At 39.8% G+C, this 18786-nt stretch carries 17 protein-coding genes; 16 read left to right on the top strand and 1 reads right to left on the bottom strand.

Annotation, left to right across the window (positions count from 1 at the left end; translation table 11 throughout):
• Positions 1-115: 115 nt before the first annotated feature.
• Positions 116-1636 (bottom strand): sulfatase family protein, encoded by a 1521-nt coding sequence (locus HZI73_RS08070; protein ID WP_246552404.1) that lies wholly within the window; start codon positions 1634-1636, stop codon positions 116-118.
• Between the two features lie 204 nt (positions 1637-1840).
• On the opposite strand from HZI73_RS08070, the gene HZI73_RS08075 reads away from it, so the two are divergent.
• From HZI73_RS08075 to HZI73_RS08150, 16 genes are all read left to right on the top strand, one after another.
• The gene (locus HZI73_RS08075; protein ID WP_212697738.1) at positions 1841-2731 is read left to right on the top strand and encodes an AraC family transcriptional regulator; all 891 of its coding nucleotides are present in this window, start codon (positions 1841-1843) and stop codon (positions 2729-2731) included.
• A gap of 283 nt (positions 2732-3014) precedes the next feature.
• Positions 3015-5051, top strand: a complete 2037-nt coding sequence (locus HZI73_RS08080) for a hypothetical protein (protein WP_212697739.1) — start codon at positions 3015-3017, stop codon at positions 5049-5051.
• Between the two features lie 387 nt (positions 5052-5438).
• On the top strand, positions 5439-6494 hold the full coding sequence (locus tag HZI73_RS08085) for a tripartite tricarboxylate transporter substrate binding protein (protein ID WP_212697740.1): 1056 nt from the start codon (positions 5439-5441) through the stop codon (positions 6492-6494).
• 146 nt (positions 6495-6640) lie between these two features.
• Complete coding sequence (locus HZI73_RS08090) at positions 6641-7117, top strand: tripartite tricarboxylate transporter TctB family protein (RefSeq protein ID WP_212697741.1); 477 nt, start codon at positions 6641-6643, stop codon at positions 7115-7117.
• 2 nt (positions 7118-7119) lie between these two features.
• On the top strand, positions 7120-8607 hold the full coding sequence (locus HZI73_RS08095) for a tripartite tricarboxylate transporter permease (RefSeq protein WP_212697742.1): 1488 nt from the start codon (positions 7120-7122) through the stop codon (positions 8605-8607).
• Positions 8608-8665: 58 nt separating this feature from the next.
• Positions 8666-9706 (top strand): uroporphyrinogen decarboxylase family protein, encoded by a 1041-nt coding sequence (locus HZI73_RS08100; RefSeq protein ID WP_212697743.1) that lies wholly within the window; start codon positions 8666-8668, stop codon positions 9704-9706.
• Positions 9707-9755: 49 nt separating this feature from the next.
• Complete coding sequence (ulaG, locus tag HZI73_RS08105) at positions 9756-10823, top strand: L-ascorbate 6-phosphate lactonase (RefSeq protein WP_212697744.1); 1068 nt, start codon at positions 9756-9758, stop codon at positions 10821-10823.
• 16 nt (positions 10824-10839) lie between these two features.
• Positions 10840-11538 carry an L-ribulose-5-phosphate 4-epimerase AraD gene (gene araD / locus HZI73_RS08110; protein ID WP_281418869.1) on the top strand — a complete coding sequence of 233 codons (699 nt, stop codon included), beginning with the start codon at positions 10840-10842 and terminating at the stop codon, positions 11536-11538.
• 8 nt (positions 11539-11546) lie between these two features.
• Positions 11547-12350, top strand: coding sequence for a sugar phosphate isomerase/epimerase family protein (locus HZI73_RS08115; protein WP_212697745.1), 804 nt, complete (start codon positions 11547-11549; stop codon positions 12348-12350).
• 14 nt (positions 12351-12364) lie between these two features.
• Entirely contained in the window at positions 12365-13183 is an 819-nt protein-coding gene (locus tag HZI73_RS08120; RefSeq protein WP_246552406.1) for a transketolase, read from the top strand.
• Positions 13184-13196: 13 nt separating this feature from the next.
• Positions 13197-14162: a transketolase family protein gene (locus HZI73_RS08125; RefSeq protein ID WP_212697747.1), complete on the top strand. Its 966-nt coding sequence runs from the start codon at positions 13197-13199 to the stop codon at positions 14160-14162.
• 12 nt (positions 14163-14174) lie between these two features.
• Positions 14175-15194, top strand: coding sequence for a hypothetical protein (locus HZI73_RS08130; RefSeq protein WP_212697748.1), 1020 nt, complete (start codon positions 14175-14177; stop codon positions 15192-15194).
• Positions 15195-15232: 38 nt separating this feature from the next.
• On the top strand, positions 15233-15937 hold the full coding sequence (locus HZI73_RS08135) for a FadR/GntR family transcriptional regulator (protein ID WP_212697749.1): 705 nt from the start codon (positions 15233-15235) through the stop codon (positions 15935-15937).
• Positions 15938-16002: 65 nt separating this feature from the next.
• On the top strand, positions 16003-16665 hold the full coding sequence (locus tag HZI73_RS08140) for a ribulose-phosphate 3-epimerase (RefSeq protein WP_212697750.1): 663 nt from the start codon (positions 16003-16005) through the stop codon (positions 16663-16665).
• Positions 16666-16839: 174 nt separating this feature from the next.
• Positions 16840-17541, top strand: a complete 702-nt coding sequence (locus HZI73_RS08145) for a FadR/GntR family transcriptional regulator (protein ID WP_212697751.1) — start codon at positions 16840-16842, stop codon at positions 17539-17541.
• Positions 17542-17704: 163 nt separating this feature from the next.
• The gene (locus tag HZI73_RS08150) at positions 17705-18769 is read left to right on the top strand and encodes a LacI family DNA-binding transcriptional regulator (protein WP_212697752.1); all 1065 of its coding nucleotides are present in this window, start codon (positions 17705-17707) and stop codon (positions 18767-18769) included.
• Positions 18770-18786 lie beyond the last annotated feature (17 nt).

Below are 18786 nucleotides of genomic sequence, written 5' to 3' on the forward strand. Positions count from 1 at the left end.
AAGTTATAGAAGAAGTATTTACCTAAGCAATAGCAAACATATCATGTTTGCTATTGCTTAGGTGATGTTAGGTGAAGCTATTGAATAGGTGTCGGTTTTGTTTTGTTGGGATTGATTAGGCGCTGGCGATTCTTGGCATCCACATGGGTTCTTTGCCGAGTTCTGCCCAGATGTATTTTAACATGAGTGACATTTTCAGGTCTTTGTAGTTGGGATTGTCCCATAGGTTATGCACTTCTTCGGGGTCTTCTTGAAGGTCGAATAATTCGCCGTAGGTCTGGTTGTAATATACGGTTAACTTGTAGCGTTCGTCCACGTAAGTTCTTAGGTTGATGGTGGTGGGTTCGTGGTGGTGTTCACAGATGACGTGGTCTCTGGCATTTGATGCATGGCCGAACCAGACGTCTTTTTGGTCAACACCTGTCATGGATGTTGGTATGGTTTTGTCTAGAATACTTAGGAACGTGGGTGCTAAGTCAACGGAGGATTGTAGTGCGCTGGATACTTTGCCGGCAGGAACGTGGTTTGGGTATCTGACAATCCAAGGTATTTTAATGAGGTCTTCATAGAGGAATGGTCCTTTTGCGCTTAGTCCGTGGTGACCAATGAAATGACCGTGGTCTGTTGAGAAGACAACGATGGTGTTATCGGCTATACCAAGTTCATCTAATTTATCCATGATCCTGCCAATGTATTTGTCCATCATGGTGACCATACCGTAGTAGATGGCCAGTCGTTTTCTTAGGCTTTTTTCGTCGGACATGTGTTTGGTCATGCCATGGTTAAAAAAGCCAGATTCACGGTAGGCGCTAAAGTCTGGTGATGCCTCTTGAGTCATAGCAAAATGGGGTGGATTCAGGTCATGTTCTCCTTCGGTGATGGTTGGTAATGTGATGGTATCAGGGTCATACATGGAATAGTAAGGTTCTGGCACGCAGTAAGAAGGATGAGGGTCGAAGAAGCTTGACCATAAGAAGAAGGGTTCATCTTCCTTGACATAGTTTTCCATTAAGGCATTGGTGCGTTCTGCAATCCAGTTGTCATAGTGGTATTGTTCGGGTATTAACCAACAGCGCTCGCCTTTATTGGTGAGTTTTCCAGTCGGTTCTCTAAAATAGTCCCGCCAGTTATCACAGCCGTTTTCTTCCAGCCATAATGCATAGTGTTGGCCCACATGGGCTTCGTCTGTATGGTTCCGTGTGAGTTCACAATGTTGAAAACCGTACCAAGGTGTATGGGTCGTGTTAAAGGTTTTCCAGAAATCCAGGTCTTGTAATGTAGGGTAAGCTTCTAGAGAAGGATAGGCTTCTGTAGAATCAAGAGGTTGAAAGTGTGCTTTTCCAACCAGTGCTGTTCGGTAGCCAGCTTCCATAAGGTCTTTACCTATTGTATGGATATCTTCAGGTACTTTTGTTCCAAGGGTCCAACCGCCATGTTGGCTTGGGTACATGCCTGTAATGATAGAACCCCTTGTAGGTGTGCACGTTGGATTAGGACAATAGGCTCGGTTGAAGGTGGTTCCTTCTTGGGTCAGTCTATCAAGATTAGGTGTCTTTATCTCCGGGTTAAAGGCGCCAAGGGTGTTATGGTGTTGCTGGTCGCTGGTAATCAGCAGAATGTTAGGTCTTTTCATCATAGATACTCCTTTCATAGCTCGATAAGTTTAACAATGATAGGGTATACCCTTAAGTACAATGTCTGGTTATTTGGCGTGTGATGGGTATACTCAATGGACTGTTTATAGTATATAATGTTTATAGCGTATCGGTAATGGAAATAAGCGATAACTGTTTGTAAAAATAAGAGGTCATAAAAGGATAAATGATAAGAGGTGTTGTGGATGAAAAAAACAAAAATAGCAATGGATGCTTTAACACCCTACATACGTAAGGCTGGTGTTCAAGGGTCTAATCAGTGGCGGCATAAAAAGAGGCGTATATACGACCATCAATGGATGTTTTGCACGGCTGGAAAAGCATTTTATGAAGAAGAAGGTCATGTTTATACATTGGTTCCAGGTACATTATTGTATATTGAACCGGATGTACCTCACAGCTTTTGGTTGGATAGTGATACACCAGGTATGATTAAATGGGTGCACTTTGATTTTGAATACCATAAGGATGTGTATGATCTCCATAATATGATTCAAAAAAATGGTTCCATATGCTTTCAACCGGAGTTGCCCAGTAAGAAATTTTTAAGAAAGCGGTACGTGTTTGAAGGGGATATTGAGCTGCCAAAGGTGTTGTTAATGGAGAATAAACAATCCATGACCGATTGTTTTGATCAGATTTTTCGGGTATTTTTACAACATAAGTTATCCTGGCAGCTAGAGGCCAAAGCCAATTGGATGCTGATAATGGCTGCTGTCATCAGTCAATTGACAGAATCAAGAAAAACAGCAACACCGCCTGATCACAGTGCTTTTATCAAGACCTTGTGTCAATACATTGAACACAATTACCACACGAAGCTTACAAGAAAAAGTCTGGCAAGTTATTATGGATACAACCATGATTACTTAGGAAAGTTATTCAAAGGAGCTATGAAAAAAAGCATCTCTACTTATATTAATGAGTTAAGAATAGAAAAAGGCAAAGAATTGCTGATACACAGTGATTTAACAGTGGAGAACATTGCAGAACTCATCGGTTATTCAGATGTGTATTACTTTAGCAAAAAGATGAAAGCGATGACAGGTATGTCACCTACAGATTGGCGAAGGTAGATGAAGCCTATACTTTATCCAGTGGTTATGCGTTGATTTTATAGGATACACGAACACATAAATACCATATAGAATGCCCAAAATGATAGAAAAGGGTTAATTTGTTTGAAGCTCTATCCAAGTCATTGACATTCCCAAATGATTGTTATACACTTTTAGAAAATTTTAATCATAACCATGATTAGGAGACTAAAAAAACATCTTAACTGTAAATAATTATTTGAGTATTTGACATGTAAGGAAAGGATTTCTGTATATAAGCAGAATCAAATGGAGGAAGATAATGATGATTAATCAGCAGGGTGCATTTGTAATGGGATCATATACGGTCCAAAGCATGCTCAAAGAATGTGATGTGAAAGAAAGAGCCATTGATGAGACTTTACAAAAGGTGACCAGTGTATGTGTGCATCAAAAAACAGGTAACCGCTGTGTATTGGTGGAACAACTTAAGGATACACAGGATCATACCACCTATCATATTGAAATCTTAGGAGAAGAAATAGCATGGACAACGCCCATCCAAACAAAGATACGTTATAATGTTCAGGAAAACACCCGATTTTGGACTGCATGGGCAGATGAACCTTATGTGAAAGAGCAAGAAGCCAAGGTGGATACAGCTGCCATGGTCAATGGGGATAATGTAGAGGATACCGACGCTGTATCCAACTGGAATGATCCTCTTGTTGAAGTGCCATTCTTAAATCGTTTATTCTATTATGGGGCACCTTATTATACACCAGAAGACCATCATATTGGTTATGTGCCCTTTCGAAAAGACATCTATTGTATATCCATGTGTTCGGTCATTGAAGCGGATCATGGTCTAAGCTTTATTAATGATGTGAACGACCGATGTTTAGATGAAACAATGGAAGTCAAAGCCTCTGGTGACATTATCTTTAGTAGAATTCATCATCGTATTTGTTCCAGTAACTCCCTTGCATTCAACATGCATATTGTTAAGCATGAGAATTCTTGGCGTGGCGGTATGCGATGGGTGACTCAGCAATTTTCCGATTATTTTAACTCACCTGTTCAGCATGCGGGTGATATTGTTGGTTGCGGTGCTTATTCAAGCAATGAAAATAACTTGGATGTTGACAAGATGCAAAAAATGGGATTCAAAGTTAATTGGAAAGCAAGTTTTGATTTCCCCTATTTAGGGATGTATATACCCGATGCAGAAAAGTGGATAGGTTTTAAGCAGCAAGAAACAGGTGTGGATAATCTACAGAACTACTCAAAAAGTATGCAAGAAAACGGTTTCTACGTGTTAAACTATTTTAATGTCACCGAGTTTGGGCATCAAGTCCAATACCCTTTCCAGGAAGTAAGCCCTGAAGAAATATGCTGGGATGACAGTTCAAAATACATCAGTCAGAACTTTAAAGAAGCGGTTCTTTACGCTCATAAAGAAGATGTACCCTTTGAGAAATCGGGTATAAAAGTAAAGCCTAATGCACCCATCTATACATGGCGAGACGCTATTGTCTTAGACCCTACAGATGAAAGTTATCAGTCCTTCCTGCTTAAGCAGGCTAGGAAACATGTGGATTTATTGCCTGCATCGAGTGGTATTGCTATTGACCGTATGGATTGGTTAAGGCTTTATAATTTCAATAAAGATGACGGTATGAGCTTTGTCAATGGCCAGAAAACAAGCAGTTTATACTTTGGCTGGCATCAAGTGATGGAAGGCTTGGCGGCTATTTTCCATGAAAAAGGTAAAGTCATCTATTGCAACAATCATTTAAAAAGGTTAGACCTTCTTAAAAATGCAGATGGTCTATTCGATGAATTCACTTATGCTGGACCTTCTCTGAACACCACAGCTATATTAGGAGCCAACATGGCCGTTATTGGATGGGTCAGTGATAATCGTTATGCCCGTGAAAAAACAGATGACTTGATACAGCGCTTCTTATACATGGGTGTCCTGCCTGTTGCACCAATAGAGGGAAATGACCATTCCTTAAGACCTCATAAAGGTATTGAAGAAAAGTATATGGACTACGCGCCTATGTTTGGGTTGATGGTACAGAAATCATGGGTATTCCAAGGAGACTATGGAAAAATCGTGACAGGCCATGGAAAAATGAACATGTTCAAGGTAGCCACAGGTTATGTGGTCATGATTATTCAAGGTAGTGAAGACATAGAAGTTGTTTTGAAAGATAGTTTTTATGATCCTGACATTGAAGCGATTATGCCAGGCGGTGTGAAAGGGCAGCTAAGCGTAGAAAAGGATGAGGAGTATTTTAGAGTGAAAACCAAAACGCAACGTGGTTGTGTGATGCTTCATATAAAAAAATAATAATTGATTATGAATAGTATTCATTGAATATAAGACAATAACAATCAGTTATACCAAAGCATTGTATTTTTTATGTTCATCCATTCATAAAATAGAACCACCTACTCACTTTTTAAAAGAACAGTGAGTAGGTGGTTTTTGCATTTTGTGGAAGGTTCATACAATTTTAACGGTTTATGTGCACAATAATTGGTTTTTTTGCACAATAAATATTGACAAAGCACCGTAAATGGTATAAGATGTAATTGGTAATACCAATATATTGGGATGTAAAAACTTATTTTATGTGTCATGGTACAGACAAAAATGAATATGGGTGTGTCACGGAGACAATAAGATTGTCTTCATGCATCATGACAAAGGAGCATGAAAGACTAGGAGGAGAATATGAAAAGAAAGCTTTTAATTGTATTGGTGATGGTAATGACAATGTTAGTATCTGCATGCAGTAGTCAACAAACGGATAGTACCAATAAAGACCGTGAAGAGATGAACGGTAACACTGCATCAGATGAGGGTTCAACCAAAGAGAACGATGACGATAAAGGGTCACAAGCATTTACAATGACAAAAGATATAAAGATTGTGGTACCTTTTGCAGCAGGGGGCGTTACAGATATACCTGCACGTATTTTTGCCAAGTATATGGACAAGTACAGTGATGTGAAAGTGGAAGTCATTAATATAACAGGTGGTAAAGGTGGTTCAGCAGGTGCAAAAGAGGTACAAAAAGCCGACCCTGATGGTACCATGCTTGTCTCTCAACCTGTTGCGTTTCCGATGATGCATGCATTGGGCATTCAAGATTTTACATATGAAGATTTCGAACCCGTTGGTCAATGGTTGAATTCAACCCTTGCTGTTGTGGTAAAAGCTGATTCAGCCTATGAAACAATGGATGACTTAATTGCAGCAGCAAAAGCAGACCCAGGACAGATATCCATGGGTTCTGTTAATGGCACCTTACCCTTCTTCGCTATTCTTGAAATTGGAGCTCAAGGGGATGCTACGTTTAAAATGGCAGACTTAGCGCAAACTAATAAATCATCTGAATTATTGGGTGGCAGAGTAGATGGTTATGTGGATGCCATTGGGGCAGTAAGGCAATTCATCGACAGTGGTGAGTTCAGATGCCTTGGTGTGATAACCGATGTGGAAGTTGCAGGTTATGAAGATATTCCCACTTTTGCAGAATTAGGATTTAAAGACTTTGGTTACTTAAAGCAAGTACAGGGTTTATGGGCACCAAAAGGTACACCAAAAGAAACAGTGGATTATATCAATGAATTAATGAAGTTAGCAGCAGAGGATGAAGAATGTCAGGCAGAATTTGCTAATCTTGCTTACAAAACATCCTATATGTCCGTAGACGACTATACGACATTCATGAAGGAAACGTATGCCACATTCCAAGAAAAAGCAAAACTTGTAACAGGCAAGTAATGAATGGATTAATCATGAATGAATCATGACAGTATCGCTGGTTAGCAGGAAAAGAGGGTAATTTCATGGAAGCCCTAAGGCACGCTTATTAGTATAAAAGTATGAGATTACCGTCTTAGGTACTGTTTTGAATGAAAGGAGCTTAAATGGGCGAAATAATTTTTATGGGTATATTAGCAGTCATCAGCTTTATCATGTTAATCATGACGTATAACTTTCCAACCAGTATTATTGATCAATCAGGCGGGGCTGCACTTTTTCCAAGAATCGTTATTTTTTTACTCCTATTTTTTATGATCATTCGGGTTGTTGAGATCATAAGAAAAAAAGAATGGCACAAAAAATTTGCTTTCTTTGAAATGTTTAAGGGTATTCGCTTGGTATATTTGTTGTCAACGTTAGCATTTATATTATCCATTAAATATGTTGGCTACATCGTATCCACAAGTATCTATTTAATTGTCACCATTATTTACTTCTATAAAAAAGAGATGGGTGAAAAGCAGAGCAAAAAGAAATTGGCAGTAACAATCGTCCTGAACATCATGTTGGTCATTGGCGTTTACTACGTGTTTACAGACGTGCTTAATATTTTATTACCTGAAGGAATCATGAGGAGGTAGGTATGGACGTTATTATGAGTGTATTAACACCTGAGAATTTATTGCTTATATTAGCAGGTGTTATCATAGGAAATATTTTTGGGTGTATTCCCGGTTTGAATGCACCTATAGCTGTTGCACTGGTGCTTCCCATTACATTTTCCATGGCAACTTTGCCAGCTATATGTTTGATTATGGGGCTATACATGGGTTCCGTTTCAGGAGGTTTAGTATCGGCCATACTTTTGAAAATACCCGGTACAGCTGCTTCCGTGGCAACAACATTTGATGGTTATCCCATGGCTCAAAGTGGACGGGCTACAGAAGCCCTGTCTCATGGTGCTTTAGCATCTGTTTTTGGAGGTATATTTAGCAGTATTTGCTTATTATTATTGGCACCCTTCTTATCCAAGATGGCCATAGGGTTTGGCCCATGGGAGTATTTTGCAACAGCCACTTTATCTTTAGTATTAGTCTGTGTCATGCTAAGAGGCAGAGTTCTTAAAGGATTTATTGCCGTGTGCATTGGATTATTGCTTAAAACCGTGGGGAGCAGTCCGGTGGATGGTGTTGCTACCCGTTATACCTTTGGCAATTATAATTTGGAGACTGGATTTAATTTAATTGTGGTCATTATTGGGGTTTTTGCTATACCGGAGATTATTTACTCTATAAAAAATATACATGAAAAAACCAAGCCTATGCCTGTGAAAAAGAGGCTGTTTTACCTACCAAAATTCAGTAGCATAAAAAAGAATGTGAATATCATGATTCGAGGTAGTATTTTAGGTACGTTCATCGGTATATTACCAGGTATGGGAGGGGGAGCAGCGTCATTAATTTCTTATGCCCAAGCAAAAAGAACCTCCAAGACCCCAGAAAAATTTGGTACAGGGTGTGAAGAAGGCATCTACTGTTGTGAAAGTGCGAATAACGCTACCACAGGTGGGGCTTTAATCCCCATGTTAGCACTGGGTGTCCCTGGTGATACAGTGACCGCAATTATCATGGGTGCCTTAGCCTTACAAGGTCTTACACCTGGACCCCTCTTTAGTATGAACAATGAAGTCTTATTCAAAAGCATTATCTTTTCAGTGTTTATCGCTAATATTTTGATGTTTTTGTATCAGATAGTAACCATACGCTACATGGCAAAGATTACGGAAGTAAAGAAGAGTTACCTGTATCCATGGGTAACGGCATTCTGTATTACAGGTGTCATCAGCATTAACAATAACTTGTTTGATTTGCTGTATTTAATCGTTTTCGGAATCATTGGTTATGTCCTGGATAAAAATGATTACCCCATTGCACCTTTTATCCTATCTTTTGTACTGGGTGGTATCATTGAGGAAAATTTAAGACGATCCATTATCAACCATAATACATTTATGGGTGCCATGCAAAATGTTGGTTTCGGAACGGTATTTGTTGTACTGGCAGTATTATTACCTTTATTTTATGCTATAAACTACATTAGAAGAGAGCGAAAATCGGTGCATAAAGCTTAGTCACTTTATCAAGAGTTAATGGCGGTATACGATATATACACGGAGTTAGGAGTTAAGAATGATGGGTATGACCAGTTATGAGATTGTGAAAAGAGCCATCACCTTCAATAACCCTGAAAGGGTAGCACTTAAGTATGCCAATGTGGGTGAAGGTGATGTTGTTAGGATTTATCTGCAAACCCCTAGAGCTTTGAGGAAAGACCCTGAGGAGCAGGTGGACATGAAGGTAAAAGTGGTGCCAACCCCAGGTGCTTATGACGAGTGGGGTGTGTTATGGGAAAATATGGAGGGGGATGGTTTGGGTCTGGGACAGCCTTTAAAAGGTCCTATTCATACTTGGGATGATTACAAGACATATACCATGCCAGACCCTTATGCAATCGGTCGGTTTGATGGGCTTGAAGAGGTTCTTAGAGAAGCAGAGAAGGAGCAGAAATGGGTACAGCTTAATTCTCAATACCTTATCTTTGAAAGGTTGCATTTTCTAAGAGGATTTGAAAATACATTAATGGATATGTATACAGAGCGAGAGATGTTTGAGCTATTATGCGATGATTTGCTCAATTATCAATTGGGTATTGTTAGACAAGCGGCTAAATTAGGTAAGGGAAGAATCCATGCCATTGATTTTTCAGATGACTGGGGTACCCAGAATGCATTGATGATTTCACCTGATCTATGGCGAGAAATCTTTAAACCCCGCTATAAAGTTTTGGTGGATGAAATGCACAAACATGGCATGTATGTGGATTTTCACTCCTGTGGTCGAATTAACGACATACTGAATGATTTTGTGGAAATCGGCGTTGATATGTTAAATATTCATCAGCCGAACCTTATTGGATTTGAAACCTTAGAAAAGTATGCTGGTAAAATTGCCTTTGACATATCCATTGATATCCAAAAAACGTTGCCAACAGGTGATAAAACCCTTATTGAAAAAGAAGTGATGGATATCATGCACCGGGTTGGGACAAAAAAAGGCGGCATTGTAGCAGCAGAATATAAGTTTCTAAAAGCAATTAATGTAACAGTGGAATCAGCGAAATATGGGTATGCATGTTTTGTGAAACATGGACAATATGAGTTGTCTCGTTAGAAGATAAGATTATTTAAGATAAGATGAAAAGAGAAAGTGGGCATAGAAAATGAGTAAAATCAGTGACATTACAAAAGAAAGTTGGATACTTAATACATTTCCAGAGTGGGGCACCTGGTTAAATGAAGAAATTGAAAACACCGTGGTTCAACCAGGTACTTTTTCCATGTGGTGGTTAGGTTGTACAGGCATATGGCTTAAAAGTGAAGGCAACGCTAATATCTGTATCGACCTTTGGGTTAAAGCAGGTAAACGATCACGGGTTAATACACCGGATTTTCCTCCCCATCATCAGCATCGACGCATGATTGGAGCCATTGCATTACAGCCGAATCTAAGAAATATCCCTGTGGTCATAGACCCCTTTGAAATAAAAGAAATTGATGCCATATTAGCTACCCATGATCATTTGGATCATATCGACGAGAATGTGGCAGCAGCCATATGTCAAAACACGGATAACCATGTGAAGTTTATTGGACCAAAGGCTTGTGTGGAACTCTGGAGAAGCTGGGGTGTGCCTGAAGAAAGGTTGGTAACACTTGTACCTGGGGATCGTTATAAGATTAAAGATATTGAAATTGTTGCACTGGATTCTTTTGATCGAACCGAATTAGTGACAGCACCTGAGGGTGTTACATTAAAAGGGAATATGCCTCTTGAAATGGATGAAAAAGCCTTAAATTATTTATTCCACACACCAGGTGGCAGTTTATATCACAGTGGCGATTCTCACTATTCTAACTATTATGCAAAGCACGGTAATGATCACAAGATTGATGTTGCACTTGGCTCATTTGGGGAAAACCCAAGAGGGATGACCGATAAAATGACGGCAGAAGGTATCCTGCGTATGGGAGAAAGTCTAAAGGCCAAGGTCATCATTCCATTTCATCATGACTTATGGACCAATTTTATGGCTGATCCAAAAGAAATTACCACGTTATGGCATATGAAGAAAGACAGACTGAAATATGGTTTTAAACCTTATATATGGCAGGTTGGCGGTAAGTTTACATGGCCAGATAATAAAGATGATATGGAATTTATGTTTGAAAGAGGTTTTGAGGATGCTTTCATAAGTGAACCGGACTTGCCCTTCAAATCCTTTTTATAAGATTGGTGGTGATCATATGGATATGAAAGCTCTAAAACAGGACGTCTATGATAAAAATCTCGAATTAGTACGTAAACAGCTGGTTATCTATACATGGGGTAATGTAAGTGCTATTGATAGCGAAAAAAAACGGGTGGTGATTAAACCCAAAGGCATCGAATACGATGACCTAACAGCTGATGATATGTCCGTTGTGGACATGGAAGGTAATCTGATTGAAGGCCTCCTGCCATCCGTCGATTTGGATATTCATCTTGAAATCTACAAGCATTTTCCCACAATTGGCGGTATTGCCCACACCCACTCCACGTGGGCGACTGCCTGGAGTCAAGCAGGAAAAGGCATTCCCGTACTTGGAACCACACATGCGGATCACTTTTATGGGGAGATTCCTTGTACAAGACAGTTAACACCAGAGGAAGTGGCAGAGGACTATGAACGGCATCTTGGTCAATTGATTTGTAAGCTATTTGAAGATAGAAATCCCCTTGAAATGGGTGCAGTACTTGCAGCGGGTCATGGCCCTTTCACTTGGGGCAAAGATGCTGCCGCCGCCGTAGAGCACAGCGTCATTCTTGAAGAACTTGCAAAAATGGCTAAGTTGGGACTGGACATTAATGGTGGTCAACCAGTCCTGCTGCCGAATCATATGATAACCAAGCATTATACAAGAAAATACGGTGCCAATGCATACTTTTATCAAGAAAAGAAGTAGGTGAGTAAATGAAAAAATCTGTATCATTGTCGTTATTTAAAGCCGATAGCAGATCCCCTATACTTTTTTCAGGGGATATTGATAACACCATTCCACGTATTAAACAATTGGGATATGATGGTGTCGATCTTTTTGTATTAGACCCTTATGCGGACATAAGCAAAAAAGCCATAAAAAAACTAAACAATCATGCATTAGGGGTTGGGGTGGTCATGCCTGCAGCCTTGACGAAAGAAGGTCTTTATTTAGGGCACATGGATGCTCAGATTAGACGTACCATCATTAGCCGTATGAAACAGATCATTGAATATGCATCGCAAGTAGATGCCATGGTATCACTAGGACTTGTTCGTGGCAGTGTTGCAGGTCATGATACAACAGAAGCATTGTTGGAACGATTCGCTGATTCTGTTGAAAAGCTGTTGCCATTTGCGCAAAAGTATGGTGTTGATTTGGTTCTTGAACCCATTAATCGTTATGAAATTAACACATTGAACAGCAGTTTAGAAGCGAAAGCATTCATTGATGATTATCAATTACCCATCTATTTGATGCTGGATACCTTTCATATGAATATTGAAGACGTGTCCATTGAAGAGAGCTTTAGGGTATGTGGTGACCTGCTTAAACATGTGCATTTTCTTGATTCTAATCGTTTAGCACCGGGCATGGGACATATGGATATGAGAATGATTTATAGAACATTAAAAGAAATAGATTACCAAGGGTATCTGTGTCTGGAAGCACTGGCTTTGCCAGATACGGAAACCTGTGCTATAAAGGGCATGGAATTCTTTAGAAGTGTTCTGTGAAAATGGAGGGAAAGATGGATAGAGAACTTAAAGCTAAAATGGAAGCTTTTGCAAAAGAGCTTAGAATTACAGCGCTTAAGATGTTTGGGCATCTTGGATTTGGCCATGTAGGCGGTACGTTATCAGCCACAGATCTTATTGCTGTTTTATATGAAGGGGTAATGCGGTATAACCCAGATGACCCCCAATGGAAAGATAGAGACCGTTTTGTATCATCCAAAGGGCATGCAGGACCAGGTATCTACTCCGCTCTAGCCTTAAAAGGATTTTTCCCAATGACATGGCTGGATACGTTGAATTGTGGTGGTACCAACCTGCCAAGCCATTGTGACAAAACAAAGACACCCGGGATTGATATGACAACAGGTTCCCTTGGACAGGGAGCATCCACAGCTCTTGGTATGGCCATGGCCACAAGGGATCAAGACCATTACGTCTATTTGCTACTTGGGGATGGTGAATGCAATGAAGGACAAGTATGGGAAATGGCCATGTCAGCTGCTCATTATGGTGTCTCTCATCTCATTGCTTTTGTGGATTATAACCATAAGCAGCTGGATGGTACCACAGAAGAAGTGCTGGATATGGGGGACTTAACCGCTAAGTTTGCTGCTTTTGGCTGGTATACCCAAGAAGTGAATGGGCATGATGTGGAAGCCCTATATAATGCCATTGAAGATGCCAAGAACAATCATGAAGGCAGACCTTCTGTTATCGTGATGCAGACCGTGAAAGGTAAAGGTGTTAAGTGGATTGAAGAAACAACCTTCAATCATCATATACTCCTTTCAAAAGAACAGGCAGAAAAGTCCATATTAGAATTAAATGCATAGTGGAGGTTTGAAGATGTTTAAGAATGCATATACGAATCATCCCGATACCAGAACACCAAAAGAAGTGTTTCCAAAGGTATTGGGTGACTTAATGACAAAAGATAGGGATGTTGTTTATTTGGACGCAGATTTAATGAACTCCATCGGAACTGGTGGGTTTGTGGGCAAATATCCTGGGCAAGCCTTTGATGTGGGTGTTCAAGAAGCCAACATGATTGGGATGGCAGCAGGTATGAGTGCTGAAGGGAAGATACCTTACGTCCATACATTTGGTCCATTTGCTTCAAGGAGGTTATACGATCAGGTATTCCTATCGGTAGCCTATGCAAAAAATAATGTAAGAATTATCGGCAGTGACCCAGGTGTTACAGCGGCCTATAACGGTGGCACCCATATGCCCTTTGAAGATATTGCTCTGTATCGAGCAATTCCTGATGCGGTTATATTTGATATTGTGGATGCAACACAGTTTGAACAGGTCCTAAAACTGTCAAAGGATTTCTTTGGTCTTGTTTATATCCGAACACCAAGAAAAAAGGTCATAAAAGTCTACAGTGATGATAGTCAGTTTACGATTGGTAAAGCCAATGTGTTGAGAGAAGGCACCCATGTGACCATTGTGGCAAGCGGTATAATGGTGGCTGTGGCTTTAGAAGCAGCTATGATGCTTGCAGAAGAAAATATTTCTGTAGAAGTCATTGACCCTGTGACCATTAAGCCCCTTGATGAAGAGACTATTTTGGCATCTGCAAGGAAAACAGGTGCAGTGGTAACCGCAGAGAATGCCAATATACATGGAGGTCTAGGGGATGCAGTAGCATCTGTACTAAGCTGCAACCTGCCCACGCCATTAAGAAAAGTCGGCATACAGGATGAATTTGGTGAAGTCGGCACAGAAGAATATCTAAGAGAAAGATTTCGGTTGACACCTGATGAAATCATAAACAAGGTTAAAGAAGTCATGTCAATGGGACGATGATAGGAGTGAAACATGAAGATTAAGAAAACCGTATTAGGTCAAATTGATAAAGTTTACGCCACATGTATAGGAAACGTTGATGGGAAAATGACATGTATTGGCGCTTCAGAGGGTGAAGGTCCTTGTCATGCTTATGATGGAGAAGAAACAAGCATCTTATGGGAAAGACCTGGCGGAACAATGAACATTGTACCCATTCCAGGAAGAGACAATGCATTTTATGGGACACAACATTTTTTACCTGTGTTTGATGCAAAGCAGTGCAGCCTTCATTACATACGATTTGAGCAAGGCACATGGCAAACGATTAAAGTCATGGATTTTCCTTATTTGCACCGCTTTGACTTGTTTGAAAGCAACGGTGATATTTATTTTATAGGTGCATCCTTATGTGAAGGAAAAACGTTTGTCCAGGATTGGCGTCAACCAGGTAGCGTGTATATTGGAAAGTTAAAGGATGATTACAGCCAACCCTTTGAGGTAAAAAACATTTATCATGGCATAACAAAGAATCATGGGTTCTGTCGTGTAGAGCTGGATCATGGTTTACGTTATCTGATAACAGGTGTTGAAGGTGTATTTTCATTTGAAGTGCCAGAATCACCCATGGATCATGCATGGACAATCCAACGCATCATGACCCATGAAGTCAGTGATATCGCTGTATGTGACTTGGACCAAGATGGTGAACTGGAATATGCCACCATTGAACCTTTTCATGGCAACACATGTGTCATCTACAAAAAAGAAAAGGGGACGTTACGACCCATTAAAACCATTCCCATTGCATTCGGCCATGTGATCTGGGGAGGTCAATTAGGCAAGCGTCCAACTTTCTTGTTAGGTGAACGAAGAGATGCTATGCGATTAATATCCATCCATCATGAGCAGGGTAAGATTGTGGATACCCTTATGGATGAACAGACAGGTCCCAGTCAGATTAGTGTGCGTCAACAAGGTGATAAAACCTATGTGTTATCAGCCAATCGCCAAATTGATGAATTAGCACTTTATGAATGCTCAGAGGTTTAAACCTAAAAAAGGATACCACCATTCTAGGAGGTGACAGGATGATCATAAGGAAAAATATCAGTGACCAGGTATTTGATTATTTCGTGGATAAGATAAGAAATGGGCAATTAAAACCAGGGGATAAACTACCGACAGAAAGAGATCTATCCCAAGAGCTCGGTGTAAGCAGGGTGTCTATACGTGAAGGTATTCTTTCTTTGGCACGGATGGGTATTATGGTAACAAAACAAGGGGACGGTACCTATGTGAACTCCAAGAAACCGGATATCCTTAGTCAAGTAATGGCTATTTATGTAACCATGGAAAAAGAATCACTAGCTATGGAATATATGGAAGTTAGGAAAGTCATGGAGTCTGAGGCAGCCAGGTTAGCAAGTCTGCATGCAACAGCGGAAGATATTACGCGCATTAAAAGCATACATGAAAAAAGAAAAGCTATCATAAAAGGATCCAAGGATGTATATGATTATGCGTTATTATATGAATATGACCGTCAGTTTCATGCAGCCATTGCTATGGCAACCCATAATTCTATGTTTGTTAATTTCCTTAATGCCATACATACCACGTTGAAAATTCAACAAAAAGAGTCTTCAAGCTTTAAAGATATGCCTCGAAAATCAAATGCATATCATGAAAAAGTGCTTCACGCCATTATGGGGAAAAACCCAGAGAAGGCAATAAAATGGATGTCGGCACATCTTGATGATGTGACCCATGCAATCATGAACAAAGCGACATGATGTGTTATCGTAACGAAATGAGCTATAAGCAAGACAAATTAGGATATATATAGAAAGGATAAATCATGAGACTTTCCGCAACCCTAGCGTGCGCAAGCCAAATAAATATGATAGAGGATATTCGAGAATTAGAGAAGGCTGGCATTGATCTATTGCATATTGATATTATGGATGGAAACTACGTGCCAAATCTATCCCTTAATTTTCGTTTGTGTCAAGAAATCAAAGAGACATTTCCAAACATGGCATTGGACATACATATGATGGTCACGAATCCTTTGCAGTACATCAAGCAGGCGGCAGATATACAAGCTGAATGGTTTACATTTCATATGCATGCTACCCATTTTCCCTGTAGAATGATTGATGCCATTAAACAATCAGGAATGAAGGCGGGCGTAGCCATCAACCCCAGTGAACCTATATCAAATCTATTGCCCATTATCGCCAAAGTGGATATGGTATTGCTGATGGCCATTGAGCCTGGATTTTCTGGACAGCAGTTTATGGATGCAAGTTATGAACGAATATCCCAATTGAATAAAATAAGACAGGAAAAACAATTGGATTTTATCATTAATGTGGATGGGGGCATAGACCCTGTTAGTGGTAAAAAATCCATTGAAAGTGGTGCAGACCTACTCGTTATGGGTATGTTTGCTTGTTTTAATCAAGTTGATTCCATATGGGAGGCCTGTATGAAGTTTCACCAACACATAAATGGATAAAGCATACAGTTGCTTTCAATCCTCAACAGAATACAAGTATCTTAAGATCAGCTTTGACATTCAAATCATTAATTGGTATGATAAGTAATGAGCGATTGGTATACCAATGATAAGGTGTTACCATATGATGAGTAGGAATGTATTGTGATTCCTAATGAATAAGAAGGTGATTGGATGATTGTAAGAAAAAATATAAGTGATCAGGTTTACGACTATCTGGTGAATGAGATTAAAGAGGGGCGCTTAAAGCCAGGGGAAAAGTTACCTACAGAAAGGGCTCTATCAGAAAAATTAGGTGTCAGCAGAGTACCCATCCGGGAAGCGATTCGTTCATTATCACGCATGGGCGTATTAACAACGAGACAAGGTGACGGCACATTTGTTAATGCTAAGAATCCGGATGTGCTCAGTAAAGCCATGGATATCTATATGCAGTTAGATGATAAACTTGTCATTGAATTTATGGAAGTTCGAAAAATTATGGAGTCTGAGGCAGCACGATTAGCCAGTATCAATGCCACCGATGAAGACATTATTAAAATTAGTGAGATCAATGAACAAAGAAAAAAAATTGTGGAAGCATCTGATGGTGACTTCGATTATCATAAACTTTACGAATATGACCGTCAATTCCATTTTGCAATAGCTGAGGCGACACACAATTCTGTGTTCATGAATTTTCTAGATGCCATTCGTACCACGCTGAAAATTCAACAAGAAGGTTCGTCCACGCCTGTAAAATCCAATGCCTATCATCAAAAGATTGTAGAAGCCATTATAGCAAGAGACCCTGATGGAGCATCCAAAGCCATGGCTGATCATCTGAATGCTGTTACCGAGTCTATTATGAGGACCATAGGGAAAAGGTCAACGTAAAAGCTTTACAGATAATGAAATCACGGTAGGCTAACATAAAGCAAGCCAATATTTACCCGTCTGAAGAAGATGGGTTTTTTCACCTTATAAGTTAGTTGACAGATTAGGAAATATACTTTATAGTAAAAACAACACAAACGTTTGGGAAGAAAGAAGTGAAATCATGTCAGTCACATTAAAAGCAATAGCAGAAAAAGCAAAAGTATCCATATCAACCGTATCCCGTGTTGTGAATAACGACCCAACGAAGCCTGCCAGTCAAGAAACCATTGATCGCATATGGGAGATTGTAAGAGAAATGGGTTATATACCTAATCAACATGCAAGAAATCTTATCAAAGGCAATGATAGCCAAGAGGAGAAGATAACCAAGAAGACCATTGGATGTTTATATACATCCACGCTGGATACCAATAACGACCCATTTTTTTCCTACATTGGGCTTGGTGTTCAAGAAGAACTGAAACGTCAAGGGTACGTCATGGCCTATGCATTGTCCATCTACGGCATGGACTTTTCTGAAATATATAACTATGTTCTTGCCAACCCAGTTGAAGGGGTTGTAGTTCTTGGGCGTTTTGATCAAGCTACCTTAGAATTTCTAAAAAAACACTATACCAATATCATTTATGCCGGTGTTAACAGTGTGAACGGGGGTTTTGATGAGGTCATTTGTGATGGTTATAAAGGCGCAAAAGCAGCCTTGGGTCATTTGAAGGACCTTGGTCATAAAGACATTGGCTTTGTAGGTTATGCCCCGGAAGACCGTGAGAGTAAGCTTATTATTAATGAACACCGCTATAAAGCTTATGTTGATTTTCTCGACGAACAAGGATGGCATTTGACCAAAAACAACATCGTCCATACAAGTCTGAAGTCTACAGAAGCTTATGAAAACATGATGGCATATCTCAAAGGTCAAACAAAAGAAACGCTGCCTACAGCCTTTTACTGTGCCAATGATGTAACGGCCATTGGTGCCATGAAAGCCATTAAGGAACATGGGTTGAAGATACCAGAAGATATATCCATCGTCGGTTTAGATGATATAGAAATGGCATCATTTGTATCACCAGCTTTAACAACGGTTCACATTAAGAAAGAAGAACTTGGACGCACAGCTGTGAAAATATTGGTGGATAAGATTGAGAGTAATCGAACATATCCTTATCGGGTAGACTTGCCATTTGAATTGGTTGTCCGTCAGAGCACCAAATCTAGACGATAAAGAGCGACTTTATAAAA

Origin of the sequence: Vallitalea pronyensis (genome assembly GCF_018141445.1) — a bacterium.
GTDB lineage: Bacteria > Bacillota > Clostridia > Lachnospirales > Vallitaleaceae > Vallitalea > Vallitalea pronyensis.